Source organism: Roseofilum capinflatum BLCC-M114, assembly GCF_030068505.1.
Classification (GTDB): Bacteria; Cyanobacteriota; Cyanobacteriia; order Cyanobacteriales; family Desertifilaceae; genus Roseofilum; species Roseofilum capinflatum.
In genome coordinates this window covers 15,029-30,515 of record NZ_JAQOSO010000109.1, presented here as the reverse complement: position 1 = coordinate 30,515, position 15,487 = coordinate 15,029, and the positions used below count along the sequence as shown (strand labels likewise).

At 46.0% G+C, this 15,487-nt stretch carries 15 protein-coding genes; 4 read left to right on the top strand and 11 right to left on the bottom strand.

What is annotated here, in order from left to right; genetic code table 11:
- Positions 1-27: 27 nt before the first annotated feature.
- A complete protein-coding gene (locus PMG25_RS21040; protein WP_283768859.1) occupies positions 28-1,074 on the bottom strand; it encodes a hypothetical protein in 1,047 nt (348 codons plus the stop codon).
- Positions 1,075-1,101: 27 nt separating this feature from the next.
- Positions 1,102-2,223 (bottom strand): hypothetical protein, encoded by a 1,122-nt coding sequence (locus tag PMG25_RS21035; protein WP_283768858.1) that lies wholly within the window; start codon positions 2,221-2,223, stop codon positions 1,102-1,104.
- A 181-nt stretch (positions 2,224-2,404) separates the two neighbouring features.
- On the opposite strand from PMG25_RS21035, the gene PMG25_RS21030 reads away from it, so the two are divergent.
- Entirely contained in the window at positions 2,405-2,890 is a 486-nt protein-coding gene (locus tag PMG25_RS21030) for a hypothetical protein (RefSeq protein ID WP_283768857.1), read from the top strand.
- Between the two features lie 92 nt (positions 2,891-2,982).
- Here the strand turns inward: PMG25_RS21030 and sds are convergent, their stop codons facing one another.
- Positions 2,983-3,954 (bottom strand): solanesyl diphosphate synthase, encoded by a 972-nt coding sequence (gene sds / locus PMG25_RS21025; RefSeq protein ID WP_283768856.1) that lies wholly within the window; start codon positions 3,952-3,954, stop codon positions 2,983-2,985.
- A gap of 661 nt (positions 3,955-4,615) precedes the next feature.
- Here sds and PMG25_RS21020 point away from each other — a divergent pair.
- Positions 4,616-4,741, top strand: coding sequence for a hypothetical protein (locus PMG25_RS21020; protein ID WP_283768855.1), 126 nt, complete (start codon positions 4,616-4,618; stop codon positions 4,739-4,741).
- Positions 4,742-5,025: 284 nt separating this feature from the next.
- Here PMG25_RS21020 and PMG25_RS21015 read toward each other — a convergent pair whose 3' ends face one another.
- The gene (locus PMG25_RS21015; protein ID WP_283763224.1) at positions 5,026-5,475 is read right to left on the bottom strand and encodes a tellurite resistance TerB family protein; all 450 of its coding nucleotides are present in this window, start codon (positions 5,473-5,475) and stop codon (positions 5,026-5,028) included.
- 126 nt (positions 5,476-5,601) lie between these two features.
- Here PMG25_RS21015 and PMG25_RS21010 point away from each other — a divergent pair, with 126 nt between their 5' ends.
- Positions 5,602-6,792: a murein hydrolase activator EnvC family protein gene (locus PMG25_RS21010; protein WP_283768854.1), complete on the top strand. Its 1,191-nt coding sequence runs from the start codon at positions 5,602-5,604 to the stop codon at positions 6,790-6,792.
- Between the two features lie 60 nt (positions 6,793-6,852).
- Here the strand turns inward: PMG25_RS21010 and PMG25_RS21005 are convergent, their stop codons facing one another.
- From PMG25_RS21005 to PMG25_RS20995, 3 genes are read right to left on the bottom strand one after another with little or no spacing between them, the layout of a single operon-like run.
- Positions 6,853-8,136 (bottom strand): hypothetical protein, encoded by a 1,284-nt coding sequence (locus PMG25_RS21005; RefSeq protein ID WP_283768853.1) that lies wholly within the window; start codon positions 8,134-8,136, stop codon positions 6,853-6,855.
- Positions 8,137-8,184: 48 nt separating this feature from the next.
- Entirely contained in the window at positions 8,185-8,844 is a 660-nt protein-coding gene (locus PMG25_RS21000; RefSeq protein WP_283768852.1) for an ABC transporter ATP-binding protein, read from the bottom strand.
- A 44-nt stretch (positions 8,845-8,888) separates the two neighbouring features.
- Positions 8,889-10,208, bottom strand: a complete 1,320-nt coding sequence (locus PMG25_RS20995; RefSeq protein WP_283768851.1) for a TMEM143 family protein — start codon at positions 10,206-10,208, stop codon at positions 8,889-8,891.
- 46 nt (positions 10,209-10,254) lie between these two features.
- On the opposite strand from PMG25_RS20995, the gene PMG25_RS20990 reads away from it, so the two are divergent.
- Positions 10,255-11,112, top strand: coding sequence for an NAD(P)-dependent oxidoreductase (locus PMG25_RS20990; RefSeq protein WP_283768850.1), 858 nt, complete (start codon positions 10,255-10,257; stop codon positions 11,110-11,112).
- Positions 11,113-11,162: 50 nt separating this feature from the next.
- On the opposite strand, the gene PMG25_RS20985 is transcribed toward PMG25_RS20990, so the two are convergent.
- The 4 genes from PMG25_RS20985 to PMG25_RS20970 form a co-directional block, all read right to left on the bottom strand.
- Positions 11,163-12,416, bottom strand: coding sequence for an adenylate/guanylate cyclase domain-containing protein (locus tag PMG25_RS20985; RefSeq protein WP_283768849.1), 1,254 nt, complete (start codon positions 12,414-12,416; stop codon positions 11,163-11,165).
- A 149-nt stretch (positions 12,417-12,565) separates the two neighbouring features.
- Positions 12,566-13,135 (bottom strand): hypothetical protein, encoded by a 570-nt coding sequence (locus PMG25_RS20980; protein WP_283768848.1) that lies wholly within the window; start codon positions 13,133-13,135, stop codon positions 12,566-12,568.
- Between the two features lie 69 nt (positions 13,136-13,204).
- Entirely contained in the window at positions 13,205-14,560 is a 1,356-nt protein-coding gene (locus PMG25_RS20975) for a sensor histidine kinase (RefSeq protein ID WP_283768847.1), read from the bottom strand.
- Entirely contained in the window at positions 14,526-15,203 is a 678-nt protein-coding gene (locus tag PMG25_RS20970; protein ID WP_283768846.1) for a response regulator transcription factor, read from the bottom strand. Before PMG25_RS20970 ends, PMG25_RS20975 begins: the two co-directional genes overlap by 35 nt.
- Positions 15,204-15,487 lie beyond the last annotated feature (284 nt).

Sequence of the window (15,487 nt, the reverse complement as noted above, 5' to 3'; positions counted from 1 at the left end):
TTGTATCCGAGCTGGAGCTAAGAAGCTCTAGGGGCTGGGTTGAATGGCAAACATCAAGGGTGCTTCGGGATTATTTTCTAGCTCAATAATTAAGCTATAGGGGCCATTTGCTATCACATCAAATAAGTCTACACTCACATATCCTGGAGCATTGCGTTTGGCGATCGCCTGTCCACCCTCACCCTGGATCTGCACACTTCCGGCACAAGGAAGCAGGGCTTCTACTTGCAGTTGCGACCCCTTTTCACCTTGAGTATAATTTGCCCAAACTCTCAGTAATCCTACTTCAGTTTCCCATTCCCGTTCAGTTGGGGCTTGATTGACCACGGGAGCTAAGGTGAGGGTTTCGAGAATTTTTTGGGCCGCTAATAGAGAAAGCCGCATTTTTTGCGAGGGTTGAGCTTCCTCATACACCAAGGGAGAACGAGATTCAGTCGGGTTAGAATTGGGGTCACGATAGACGAACAATAACCGACTGGTAATCTGATTCAAGGCCAGAAAGTCATTGGGAAATAAATTTTCTACCGCTTGCACCAGTTTAGCTGGCTCTTGTAGGGTAGACTGGGCAACCTGTTGACAGCGATCGAGTAATTGGGCAAGTAAAGACTCAGGAAATTCTACTGGAACAGGAAGATTCAATTGTTTGAGCTGTAGCATCCAAGGTTGAGAAAGGACAGGAGGAGAGGAAATTGCCTCACAGGGGTCATCCTCATAGTCCATAATCGTGGTCTCCCAAGGAAATAAGGGAAGATTGGATTGCATTTCAGCTTGAATGCGTCGCTTTAATAAAGCCTGGAAACGATCTTGCACGGCGGGTATCTCTCCTATCTCTAAAGGTTGGCCCTGGGAACTTAAATGGGGGGGATAGATGCCATCAATATCTTCGGACTCCAAAGGATCGAGTTCCTCCCCATCCCCAGATGATTCATCGGATTGAGCCATCCATCGGGATGAATGTTCATTGGGGCTGGGGTTAGATATCCCTTCTTCTGAATCTGGAGAAGAGTCATCCACTGGAGGATTGAGGAGCCAACTAAACAGGGCTTCAATTTTGGCTTCTGGGTCTCTATTCATGGCAAATTGTGAATTCTCCGGATTAATTTAAGCATTGCGGATCGCCCAAGCTTGCGCTAGGATCTTTATCCATCGTTTTTGCACTTGAGTTAGTGTACATTCGAGTCGATCGGCGATCGCTTCATCATTAAAGTTATTTTGTCTCAAATTTAAATGTTGCTGCTGCTCTTCCGAGAGCTGCTTGGTAAACGTTTCCCACTCTTGGGGCATTAAGCCTAAATTTTGTTCTAAGCCCGCTTCTAACCATTCATGCACTAATTCCCAATGGGGGCCAAGGGCAAACCGTTCTAAGTGATACTTGAACCGTTGTTGCAGATAATCCCGTTCCCTAGGGGTAATCTCTAAAATCCATTCAATTTGTGAGGTGGCTAAATCGAGTAAACGGAAGACAAAATAATCTGCACACTGTTGTTGCCCTCGTTCTTCTAGATACGCTAAAAGCATTTGGGTTACTTTTTCGGTAATCTCATCGGCTTCCGGGATTGGCTCCTGATTACTGATGGCCTTGCGGACTTGGGAGAGTCCGGGACTGGGCCGTTCAGACTCTGAGTCCGCACTTCCCCCTTCTGAGGCACTTTCAATGTCTACTAAATCTTCTGGAGGTTGTTGTTGAGAAAAGGTTTGCGCTCGTAAAATAATCAGTTGTTGCGAGCGGTTGCCTCTCAGACGAATGCGGCGTTTGGCATAGCGCTCGGCAAAGGCCATAAATTCGCCAATTTCTAATCGGGTTTTGGGATGATAGCTAAAGGGTAGTTCAGTCTCTCGGCGGAAGGCATTGAAGGATTCGAGGTAAAAGGCTTGTAAAAAATCCTCAATTAAAGTGGTGCGGGCCGCATAACTGGCTGACCGATAAGATGGATTAATATAGCCATAGACGATCGCCGCTAAGGTGCTATGGAGATCTCGGCGACCTTTAACCGAACCTTGCTGGTAATAGTGTAAACATTGCTTGAGGCGCAGTTGAGCCAGCTTTTTCGCCCACTCTTCTATTTCCCCGGATGCTTGAATCCGTTGACTCTCGATGCAAATGCGGGTCACTTCTCCAGCGATGCGATGGGCGACTTGCCGACAGTTGCGCTCTCCCGCTTGGGTTGACTTTTGGAGTTGCTCCCATAGGAGTTCAAAGATAGTTGTATAAATCTGCTCCACAAGTTCCTTTATCCCCCCTAACCAGAGTGATTTGCTTAGATGAAGGTAACATAGCTTGGGTTGAAGTGTTGTGAGAATAGGTTGAAGAGTTTGAGATTTGGTTAATTCTGGTCTTTTTGCTCTTTCGATCGGCTAGACTGGGAATCTAGACTAAAGACACGATGCTACCCAAGCTCAACCTATGGATTTAGATGACCAGATTCAAGCCTTAATCGATCAAGCCCCTCAAGATGGTACAACACCCCAGATCATAGCGGCGATCGCTCCTGCCCTGAAAGCCTTAGCCCAACAACTTCAACATTCTCAATATTATATTTTGCAATCGGTCAACCAGGAGTGGGTGTTCACCACCCTAAGCAATAATGAGGAACCGGGATTCACCAAGAAGGTGATTTATGCCTTTCCCTCCCTCAAAGATGCGGCTCAGTCTCCTTCAGCTAAAGACGAGCCTAACTTGATGGCTGTCCCGATCGCCATTACTGCCCTTCTGTTTCAAATAGTGACCTTGCCGATTGATAGTTTAGTTTTCTTTGAAACTCCAGGCAATTTGCAAGCTGCTGTAGAAGTGCGCTCTGAAGATGTGAAAAATTTAATTCAGTCTTATTTGGCTCAACTCTCTTCGGGTTCAGCTCCCCCCATGTCTAATATTCCTCCCAATATGGCTTGAATTGGAGGTAATGGGTAATGGGTTATGGGTCATGGGTAATCGCTCATTCCCCTATCTCCCCATCCCCCTATCCTCTCACTTCTGAAAGACATCTAATATAAACGACGCAGTACATAGTCCGTCAAGTTGATTAGCGTTTCGTAAGATTCGGTTTTTGGCAGATCGACTAAACCTTGACGCGCTCGGCGAGCATGTTCGGCTGCCAGTTCGCGAGAACGAGGTAATCCTTCAGAGTGATTAATCCAATCTAATGCTTGGTCTAAATCTCCCGGTTCCTTAAATTCTCGCTCAATCAGGGCTTCTAAACCGGGCTGTTCTTCTAGGGCATATAATACGGGAGCTGTGAGATTGCCACTTTTCAAATCTGATGCTGCGGGTTTCCCCAAGGCTTCGTCAGAACCGGTAAAATCGAGAATATCATCCACAATTTGAAAGGCTAATCCTAAATTGCGCCCATACAGATAGAGATTTTGGGCCATCTCTTCAGACACATTGCTCAAAACTCCGGCTGCTTTTGCACTATTGGCGATCAGCGATGCGGTTTTGTAATAACTTTTTTCTAAATAGTCTTCCAGGGATAACGTGGTGTCGAATCGTCTTAGTCCTTGTTGGATTTCTCCTTCTGCTAAGTCCATAATCACTTCTGAGAGAAGCTTGACGACGGCAAGATTATCTAAGTTGGCCAGATACCAGGAGGATTGGGCAAAGAGGAAATCTCCAGCTAAGACGGCAATGCGGTTGCCAAAGCTGCTGTGAACCGTGGGAAGACCCCGGCGCAGATCGGATTCATCGACGACATCATCATGGACGAGGCTGGCGGTATGGATCATTTCGGTGATTTCCGCTAAACGCCGATGGCGATCGGTGATGTCTTCGTTGGTCGTGGTTGCCCTAGAGATTAATAGGACAATTGCGGGTCTCAGTCGTTTCCCCCCTGCTCCAAAGAGGTACTCGGCGGCTGCAAACAGGATCGGATGACGCGCACTAACCAACTGTTTCAAGTTTTCCGTTAGCAGATGTACATCTGCTTCAACTGGATGGAATAAGGAGGTCGTTGAGGTCATGAATTAAGCTGACTCTGCCGTTAGTTACGAAACTTTACATATTTATTCTAATACCATGTTGTCGTTTGTCAGGGAATTGGAATCGAGACCCTTCTACCGATACGGGTTGCCGAGCGAAAGAGACCATAGGGACGCTCTATGGAGCCGATAAGGGGCAAGTTTACCGATTTTGGGATTTTTTTCAAAATTTGGCACTATTCCCTCAGCAAATTGAAACTTTTGTGTTAGATTGAATAATAAGGATTTCAAATCACTCAGGAACCCAACTGGAAAACTGCAAAGTCGTACAAGTCAGGTCTGATACAAGTTAACCTCAATCAAGTCTTGTTGGTGGAAGGATTCTGTTTTGGTAAGGCTTTTAAGTCTTACCCTAAACTCTTGTAGAGTTAAGTGTCTTTCCGAGTCTATTTCGATCGAGGAGTTATCAGAACTTGGGCTGTCGTTTGTATATTTTTTAGGTGTGCCAGGACAATTTGTTCCTCTTGATATAGCCCATATATTTCAGAGTACGAAGAGTCTTTGGTAAAGCAGTTGAAAGCGATCAAGTGGACTGGTTTAAGTCTATCTCCAGAGTCAGACTGGCCGCTGGCTTAACTGGAGGTTACCTCAGCTTTGAAATCCTTGTACTTGTTCCTTTTCCGCTACTTAATATTGATGCCCTATGTACACTGGTTTGCCCCTCATCATCGTTGCTTTAGCTGCTATGTATCTAATGTCTGTGTATGTGCTGTTGACGTTTGCCAAACGCACTGCCGGATTGTCGAGATCTCGTAGTAGCGCTCGTTAGATTAGTTTGAGATCCCCTTTCACTGCCGATTGGAAGTTGATAGGGGAGTTGACGGTTAGGGTGGATGGACGCAATCTTGGGTTGCTTAGATCTGAGTACACCCACCCTTACAGGTCAATCGAGTCTATGGGAATTTAAGTGAGTTGGCGGTCTATTTTCTGTTTAATTTCCTCTAGAGTTAAACCGCTAATGGTGATGACTTTGTTGACGGAGGTTTCCCCTTGAATTAGAGTGATGGATCTTCCGACATGGGCTTTTGGCCTGAATCCAGTAATAAGAAAGACTTATCCTTTATTTTTAATCATCATGACTTGAATGATTTGATTGACGAGGGTATCGGGTAATTCTAGGGCGCGACAGAGACTACCGAGGAGGTTTTCTTCTTCGTCTGTAACTTGACCATCAGCGAGAACCAAGTCAGTGGCGATCGCAAAGGTGGTATCGTACAAATCATGGGGTAAGGTGGCGATCGCCGCATCAAACAGAACTTTGCCCCCATCACGCCGTAGCGTACCACAAAGACTATCAAACATGCGGCGCATGACATCCTCAGAATAGCTACGAAAGAGCCTCATACGGCTGAGGGTAGTATTGAGAAGGCGGACTTCATCATCGGCTAAATAGCCATCAGCCGCAACCACTAATAACATAATGGCAGCAAAGGATTCCGCCGGGCCGAGGGTAACTTGGCTGTTTTTTACACCTTCTTTACGAAAGGCATCAAATAATCCCATAGTGCTGGCTCCAAATGATTGAGAGGGTGTGAACTATTTTTTGTGGTCAATTAAATTTTTAGAGTCTGAGTTATTGACTACAATAGCATGATTGTACGCTATAAGTTTTGATTGAGTGTTTCAGTTATGGAGTGGGGTCAAGTGATTGAGTGGGCTAGGGTGAAGCAAAGGGTTCTAAAGTTACTTTTTGTGGGTTGGATGATGGTTTGTCTATGGTTATCCCTCAGTGCGATCGCCCAGGCTTCCCCCTCCATCGATCGGCTTCAACAACAACAGGAACAACTGGAACAGGATCAAAAACTGATTTCTGGGGAACAAGAGCGGTTGAAAAACCTAGAGAAAGCAGCTCAAGAACACCTGAAAGGTCTGAAAAGTACGTTACAGCTCACAGACGATCAACTCAAGGGGATTGAAGCGCAAATTGACGAGACCACCACCAACCTCGATCGCCTCCAAGGAGAGCTAGAAACCCAAGAACAAGAGTATCAAGCCTTAGCTCAAGGAGCGATCGCCCGCTTCCAATTTCTCCAGAAGCAACCGCGTCACTCTGGCTTCTCCGTATTGCTTCAGAGTGAAACCCTGACCGACTTTCTCAGTCGTCGTCATCGCTTAAAACAATTGGCCTTAGCCGATCGCCAACTCTTGCTGACGGTTAAAACGGCTTTAGATGAAACTCAACAGCAGACCCTAGACGTTGAACAAACCTATAATCAACTGTTGCTGATGCGCCAACAATTGGTGAATCAAAAAAGCGACTATAAAACTCAAAGCCAAGTGCAAACCCAATTAATTGAACGCTTGAATAGCGATCGAGACGCTCTCAAAGCCGCCTATTTGCAATTACAAAAAGATTCCCAAGGTCTAGAAGAGCTAATTCGCCAGCGCTTACAAACAGCTTCTTTATCTCTACGCAAAGTTTTAAAGCTCAAACCTGGCAAAATGCTAACTCCCAGTTATGGGGAGTTTTCCAGTAATTTTGGTTGGCGTATTCATCCCATTTTTGGCTATCAACGATTTCATGCTGGGATGGATTTTGCTGCTGATTATGGCAGTCCCATTTATGCTGCTCAAAATGGGGTGGTTCTCTTTGCCGGATGGTATGGGGGTTATGGTAATACGGTGATTCTCGATCATGGTAATGGGGTAACAACGCTCTACGCCCATGCCAGTCAGGTTTATGTGCAGGAAGGACAAAATGTGACTCAAGGGGATGTAGTTGCCTCTACTGGCTCAACTGGACTCTCTACCGGGCCGCATTTACACTTTGAAGTGCGGGAAAATGGTACGCCTGTCGATCCGATGCATTATCTCACGTAGTACCTGATCGATCCAGCAAACTAATGATATCAAGTCCGGGTAATTAATAAAAACTCCCTGCTAGGTCTGGGGGTCTTCTCTATCTGTAAGTTGGTTAATGTCTTGCTCTAGGATATCGGTTTCGGTGGTATAGGCTAGATCGTCAGGAGCGATCGCCTGTTTTTTGCCTAGACCTTTGGCATAGTCGAGTTTCTGCTGAATTTCTGGGGTAGGATTGTGGAGCAGAGAACGGCGATCGCGGCGCATTTGATTGCGGTGTTCAATTTTCTGATTGGCTTGTCCTAACCACAAATAGCGACCCAGGGGAATGGCTAAAAAGCCAATACCGTAGGCTAACAAAATCCCATAAATGGACTCTACAAACGCCACTAATCCCCCCAATTCAGCCGCCACTGTGCCATCTGCTAATAAACTCCCCAAAACTAATGCCCCAATCAGATTCGCCGCTCCTAAACCGATCGCCAATATAATTTGGGTGGAACTCGCGGTACTAAATCGCCATTTCTTTTCCTTGAGGTAGGAAGCGTGTTTTTCCTCTTCTTCCGCAGTCGCCGTAATTTGTAAATCGGGAAATTGGTAGACGATTCCTCCTTCTGGAGTCACTTCCGGACGACCATTAAAGCGCACCAAAACGGGTAAGAGATAATTCTCATATTCGCGATCGTACCCCTTGCCTAAATCATCCAAATAGGGGGCGATTTGTTCTGCCACTACAGCGCCCTGTTGAGAACGAATGATTGAGGCGATCGCCTGCCAACGCCGCTCTTCTAAATAGGCATTGGGGTTACCATCCCCAAATAAAAAGGAAAAAATCGCCTCTAAAAAGTTCAGGTCTGACGAGGAGCGCTGGTGACGGTTTGGACTGGAATAGTCAGGATAAAACATCCACCAATCCCCTAAATTGAGGGGAAACCAAAAGAAACGCACCGACGATCGCCCCCGATCGCCTCCTCCGCGATCGGAATCTCCGTCTTGGGACGATTGCAGACTGATGACAATGACGGCGATCGTCACTAAAATCAAGACCAAAGACAAAATCAGCAGAATGCCAAAAGAAATCCGAATCAGATAAAATAACACCCGCCAAATCTGTTGACTCGTCTTTTGCCAACGCAAGCGCCAAAACTTCCCTTGTAAAATCGTGCGAAAATTCTGGGGAAACAGATAGGCAATATCCCCCGACTCAGCCACCTGGAGATGTCCACCCGCATCCGCAGCCAGAGCTAACAGTCCCTGTTGGGTTTCCTCCACATTCAACCCTGTGCGAGCCGCCACATCCCCCACAGTTACCCGATACCCCAAATTTTCCACAGCTTCCATCAGTTTCAGATTAGGAACAGCCATGTCTACTACCTCTTCGTGTCTCTCTTGCTCGTTGGTTTATCCGTCCTTCTACAATTCTAGGCGATCGCTCGTTACCCGCTCCATTTGCTGACTATCGTGACTTGTCCAAATACAGCACCTGTGAGGATTTTCCTGAATCCAACGATCGATTAAATTTTCCACTTGTTCCGTCGTTTGCGGGTCAAGAGATGCCGTCGGTTCATCTAAAAACAAAATCATTGGATGCAGTTGTAGAGCGCGAATAAAACTCAGAATTTGCCGCTCTCCTCCCGATAAAGTTGTGGCTGGTCGTTGCAAAAAGTCTGAAGGGCGATTCAGTTGGCTCAGTAACATTTTAATATATTCCAAATTATAGGTTTTATGTTCATGAATTTTCAGAGTATAAACAACCTGTAAATTCTCCTCTACCGTTCCTTCAAATAGGCTAGGTTGTTGATGGATATAAATGGCTTGGGAACGATAATAAGGTAAGAGTTTCGGGGTGATATTGCAGTCTTCTCCCGGCTGTTTAGACCATAAAATCTGGCCTTCATCCAAAGGATCGAGTCCTGCTAGAGCGCGTAATAAGAGAGTTTTTCCTGTTCCCGATGCTCCCCCTAACCCCAAGCGAGATCCCGGTTTTAAACTAAAGGTTAAATTTCTCCATAGCCATTTTTCTTGAATTTTGCGCCCAATTTGATGCACAGATAAACAAGTATGAGTATTCATGTCTTGGGTAATGGGTAATTGTTCCCCCAGTGTCTAGCATCGATCTAACCATGGCTATATCGAAAAGCATTATCCCATAAATAATCTAAAATTTCCAAGGAATCATCTAAGGATTTAACTTGACATTTACCCCACTCATCATAGCTCAATAACGGAATATCTGATTGGGGTTTACCCTGCATATTATTTAATCTTCCCCGAATATTGTATAAATTTTTCAAGGGGCCATTAATATCAAAGTCAATCTGACAATTCCAAGTTGTTTCCATCCAGGACTCAATGCGATCGTCTAAGTCTTCTGGAGTCATGGGTTTGCCACTGGTGAGTAAATGATAGTAGACTAGAATAATCTCTTTACATTCTTCTTCCTCTGCGGTATCAATGAGGGCATGAAAAACGCTGGTATTGTTGGCTAAGTTCTTGAAAAACAGGGTTTCAGTCACTTTTTTCTGGAACTTAATTTTTTTGTTTTTGTAGCTGTTATATTGTTTAAATGCAAATCCTCCAAAGGCCAGCAACAGGGACAGAGTGGCTAACAAGGCTGGAGTTAAATTTCGCACGTCTTCTTCATCCGCTTTCATATTTTCCATTCCCGGCAGAGTCCCCGTAAAAAATAGGATAACACCGACAATAATCACCACTTGGGGTAAAATCTTGATCATCAGGGGGATAGCTGCACCAATAGCCGATCCGATTAGGATCAGTCGGTCTTTCCAGGTCATGCTCACTTTGACGTTGGGAAATAGGAATTCTAAGTCAAATTTAGGGACATTTTGATAATAAAAGAGATAAATTTTTCCTGGAGTAAACTTGAGGTTTTCAGCTTCGGTAAAATAGGACTCGTCTTTGAATTTTATGGCCACTACAACCCGCTCGAAGATATCCAGGGTTTCGGTAACGGTGCGAAACCACCATTTCTTACGGGTTATTAGCTCATAAATGTCTCCCTGACAATAGAAGAGCATTCGATCGAAGTCTTTAAAATCAATATCGGTTTTCAGTTCAATCAGGGAGCGTTGGGCAAAGGCTTTCTCTAGAGTTTCTTGGGAGAGGGGGAAATAATTAGCCCGTTCTAAAACTTGCTCAAAACGATTAAAGAAGTCAGCTTCCATCTGTTGCTGCTCGGTGGCTGTAAAGCTCTGAAACTCGGAAAGTTTCTCATAGGGATTAAAGGGTGTGTAGTAGTCTTTTAGATCTTCTACAATTGAGTGGAAGTGAAAATGATAATAGGCGGATAGAAGCTGACAAAATTGGCGGAATTTTTCCCGATCGCGTTTGGGAAGCTTCCCATCTCTGAGACATAATTCAATCAGATGATGGCGGTCAAAGGGAATATGGGCTTCGCGATCGCTATAATGAGCCATAGGTCAGAGAACAGTCAAGAATCAAAAGGAACTGAGGAGGACACTTGTGAGAGTCGGTATCATAGGCACAGGACTAATGGGTAGTCCCATGGCCCTGAAATTACAAACATCCGGATATCAGGTCACTGCCTATAATCGTACACCAGAGAAGGTCAAACCCTTAGCAGAACAAGGGGTGAAAATCGCCTCTTCTCCCCTGGAAGTCCTACAATCATCGGACTGTACGCTCCTGATGCTCACCAATGCTGAGGTGATCGCCGAGGTTATCCTCAATCCTACCACCCAATCAGGATTAGAAGGCCACACCCTTATCCAGATGGGAACCATTGCCCCCACAGAAACCAAAACCCTAGATCAACAAATTCGCCAAGCCGGAGGAAATTACTTAGAAGCGCCCGTATTAGGCAGTATTCCGGAAGTGAAGAAAGGGACGCTGTTGGTGATGGTAGGCGCATCTGAAGCGGACTTTCAAACCTGGCTACCCCTCTTGCAAACCTTCGGCCCGGAGCCGCTCCACCTTGGCCCTGTAGGCAGTGCAGCCACAGTCAAATTAGCCATGAACCAGTTAATTGCCTCCCTCACCACCGCCTTTGCCCTGAGTTTACATTTAATTCGACAGGAAGGAATCGACACAGAAGCCTTCATGCAACTGGTGCGCCAAAGTGCCCTCTATGCTCCCACATTTGACAAGAAACTGCAACGAATGCTCGATCGCCAGTACAGTAACCCCAATTTCCCGGTGAAACATCTGCTCAAAGATACCCGGTTATTTCTGCAAACCGCCAGAGAGCTAGGGTTAGACGCGAGTTTGCTAGAGGGAATCGGCAAAGTCTTAGAAAAATCCGGCGATCGCGGCCATTTCGATGATGACTATTCCGCCCTCTTTGAAGGGATTATCAATTAAAAATTTAAAAACGGACTTGATATGAGGCATTTACAGCGCTTTGCACTGTATTACCCTAATCGCCAAGCGATTAATTTCTCCGATTTCCCTTTAGCGCTAATGGGTTCACAGGGTTGAACTTTTAAGTCTTGGCTCATGGCATGATAGACGGCATCAGAAAGGGTGATTTCTCCGGCTGGCGTGGCGCTTTCTAGTCGTTTGGCCGTGTTAACGACATCTCCAATCACAGTATAAGTGCGTACATCTTGACTCCCAAATAAGCCTTCGGTCACTTGACCACAATGGACAGCACATCCCGCACCAATCTTATAGGGAGTGAGGACGGTTAAAGCTGCTTTTTGCATGGCTTTGGCAGCAGCAACGCCTTGTCCTGGAGTGGCATAAATGGCCATCACTTCATCGGCTGTAAAGGTGATTCTCAGGGGTTGATAGCGAGAGGCAGCCGGTTCAACTTGGGTATAATATTGATTGAGAACGGCGGCGACTAAATCCGGTGAGGTGGTTTCGCACCAATGGGTGAAGCCGCGAATATCCATAAAGATAATCGTGCGATCGCACTTTTGAAACGCTAAAGCCTCTGGATTACTCAGAGCCGTTTCCACCACATGAGCGCCCATGCCCCATTCTGCCATATTCCCTAAAAGTTTGGCGGTCTCTTGCAGTTCTTCTCGTTGTTTGGTAATTTGTAAAGATTGCAAGCCTAAGAGAATTCCCACCAATAGCATACTGACGACCAAGAAAAGATGGGAGCTTTCTTGCCAAAAATTAGAGGTTAAGTCCCAATACAGAGGAAGTTCATAGGATTTAACTTCCACCGCCACATAGAAAGCCACCACCATGCCACTGCGGACTAAGCTTTCTAAGGGAATAATCCAGTTTTCTCGGTTTTTATTCCCTTCAAAGCGCAGGTGCTGTAAGATAGCAATGATTAAAGAAAACGACCAGAAAATGATATGAATATAATCTTGGAAAAAGCCTAAACCGTCTGCGGGCACATCAATAATAGTGTAAATAGAAACGCCTAGAATATTGCCCCACAACCGATGGGCATTGGGTCGAGACAAATACCAAGTTTGCACCATCATGGCAGCAATTAAGATATATTCAGTCGGGTCATGAATAAAGTCAAACCAGCCATCTAAGATGATATCCGTTAAAATCTTAACGATGAGAAAATGTCCACTATTTCCTAAAAGTTCGCTGATAAATCTTGTCCATTGGCTATCATTTAGCCGTTGCCTTAAGATGCTCTGAGATGGGGGACGAATTGACGATTTGGATTTGGCTCTTCTATCCTGCGCCATGGCAGTTAACCTCTATGAATAAACCATCTTTCTATTGACAAGCCTGATGTACAGGTGGATGCTCTCATCTTAGCTTAAGTGGATTGTCAACAGACATAGAGGCAAAATGGGTCAATTTTAGCCAGGAGATAAAAAGGGAGAAATTCGAGTTACTCTTGGGGGCGACGTTGGCGAAAAATGCCGGTCATCTTAATGCCTGTGGCTAACATGGCAATTAATCCTAACCCGACTAAAAGCACATAAATGGGTTTACCGAAGTCGCCAAAATATTCACCTTGGTGAATGTCCATAAAAATTTCGGCTTGCTCGGAAGACATACCGAACCAACTTTTGCCAATGCGATAGAAGATACCTGTAAATGCACTGAGGGCTAAGGGCAGAAAGATGATGGGGGCAAATTTGCGGTGAATTTGCCGAAAGGCGGGTAGGGAACTGGAGGCTTTGGGGTTGGAAGGTTGCCAAAATCGACTCATGGTTACGCCGGTGACAATCATGCCGATTAAACCGATGCCTAGAAGCAAGACATAGATGGGTTTGAGTGCGTCGCCGAGATATTCCCCTTGATGGAAGATCATGAAAATATCGGCAGCTTCTCCAGACATGCCAAACCAACTTTTTCCTAGGCGGTAGCCGATGCCGCTTAAGGCGGAAATCATGAGGGGCAAGAATAAGATGGGGGCAACTTGACGATGAATTTTGCGAAAGGTGCGCTGATTCATGGGGTTTCGTCCTCTAATATTTGACCTAGGATTCACTTTAGGGATGAAAAGTAAAAAACTCGGAAAGGGTTAGAAATTAATCGGTAGGAGGACTTGGAAACAACTGCCTAGGTTGAGTTGACTGGTGACGAGAATGTGTCCTTGATGGTGTTCGGCGATGCTTTTGGCGATCGCCAAGCCTAAGCCGGAACCGCCTGCGCGACGGGTGCGGGCTTTGTCGGCTCTCCAGAGGCGATCGAAAACGAGGGGCAGGTGTTCGGGGGCAATACCGATGCCGGTATCTTGGATGGAAACTGTAATCCAGTCTTCTTGTTGCTCTAGGGAAAGGGTGATTTTTCCGCCTGGGGGGGTGTAGTTTAAGGCGTTTTCGAGGAGATTGGCAAATAGGCGCTGTAATAAAAAGGGATCTGCTTGGATGGTGACTGGGGCGATCTCATCGGCTCGGAGGATAATGTCTTTGGCTTCGGCTTGGGGTAGCCATAAGTCGATTAAGTCTTCTAAGAGTTCTTCGAGGGGTAGGTTTACCCATTGACTGGGATGACTGCTTTGATCGGTGCGAGCGAGGATGAGGAGATCTTCGACTAGGCGGATCATTTGCTTGAGAGCGCTGGCGATTGCGTCAAATTTCTTGATATCGGCGGGATGGATGCGCTCTGGATGGGAGAGCATGACATCGACGGAGGTTTTGATGGCAGTTAGGGGCGATCGCAATTCATGGGAAGCATCGGCGGTAAACTGTTTGAGTTGGTTAAAGCTGGCTTCAATGGGTTTGAGGGAGCGATCGGTTAACCAGATGCCTCCGACTGCCGTTAAGCTGGCGGCGATCGCTCCTCCTAAGAGCATTCCCCAGCGCAACTTTACCAGCACCTCCTCTACCGCTTCTGTAGATTGACTGACGCGCACATAGCCTTCAATGTCGAGATCGTCCTCATCCTGCTCATGAGCCACCCAAGTCAGGGTACGAATTCCCCCCCTAACGGTATGTCCAGAACCCTCATTAGAACTCCGCAGAACGAGGGGTACAGGGGGAAAAATGCGCCCTTGTTTGGCTAAGAGATTGCCCCGTTCATCAAACCATTCAATGCCTTGAGCGGGTTGGCGAAAGTTTTGCCAGGGAATATCGAGATCGCCATCATTATCTAACCGAGGGGCGATCGCCTCATAATCATCATCATCCTCATCATCATCCTCCTCCTCCTCGTATCGTTCTTTCACCGCCTCTAAACCATGCACCCCAGCATCTGCCAACGTCAACAACTGATGATCCAATTGGGCATATAAACTATTCGCAAAAAACTCATAAACCGCCAAAGTTGAAGTACCCAAAATCGCCATCATCACCCCTAAATAGGAAAGCAACAACCGCCAGCGCAAACGATTAAACGGACGCTTAGATATTTTGATTGAGTCGGTATCCCAAGCCATAAACCGTTTCAATATAATTCGCAGGCGCTCCCGCAGCTTTTAATTTTTGCCGCAAAGAGCGTAAATGAACTTTTACTGTTTCTTCCCCTGGTTGTTCTTCAAAACACCAGACTTGATCTAAAATCATACTCCGACTTAAACACCGACCATGGCTGCGAAGAAATAATTCTAATAAACTATACTCTTTCGGCGTAAGTTGTAGCAATTGCCCTGCATATTCCACATTACAGGTATTGGGGTCAAGTTGCAGTTCTCCCCATTCCAGAATCGGCGGTAAGATATCATGATTGCGGCGCAAAAGTGCCCTCACCCGCGCCATCAGTTCTGGTAAATCAAAGGGTTTCACCACATAATCATCTGCACCTGCATCTAAGCCCATCACTTTATCGGTGCTAGTATCTCTAGCGGTGAGCATGAGTACAGGAATGGTATAGCCCTTTTGTCGCAGTCGCTGACACAATTCAATGCCATCAAGTTTGGGGAGCATTACATCTAACAAAATCAGATTATACGCGGCTGATTCTATAAATGCCCAACCGAGTTCCCCATCTTCGGCAATATCCACGGTATAATGGCGATCCCTTAAAGCTTCCGCTAAGGCTTCGGCAATGCGATCGTCGTCTTCTACCAACAAAATTTTCATCTTTATCTAGTTACAGCGCTTCACGCGTTGACACTCCCCGACCTCAAGTAATAATCCAGTAGGGTGGGCAAGTTGATCGCAGAAAATCTGGAATTTGGTCATTAGACCTTGCCCACCGTACAGCCTCCAGTCAAGGATAAGGTGGGCAGGATATATTGATGAGTATACACATTTTCTTTTCTATTCCTGCCCACCCTACACTGACCTGCTAAATTCACTGAACAAGTCAGGTGGGCAAGGTCTCAGGGGAGGGTTGAGAATTTACGCCCTTGACCTTGCCCACC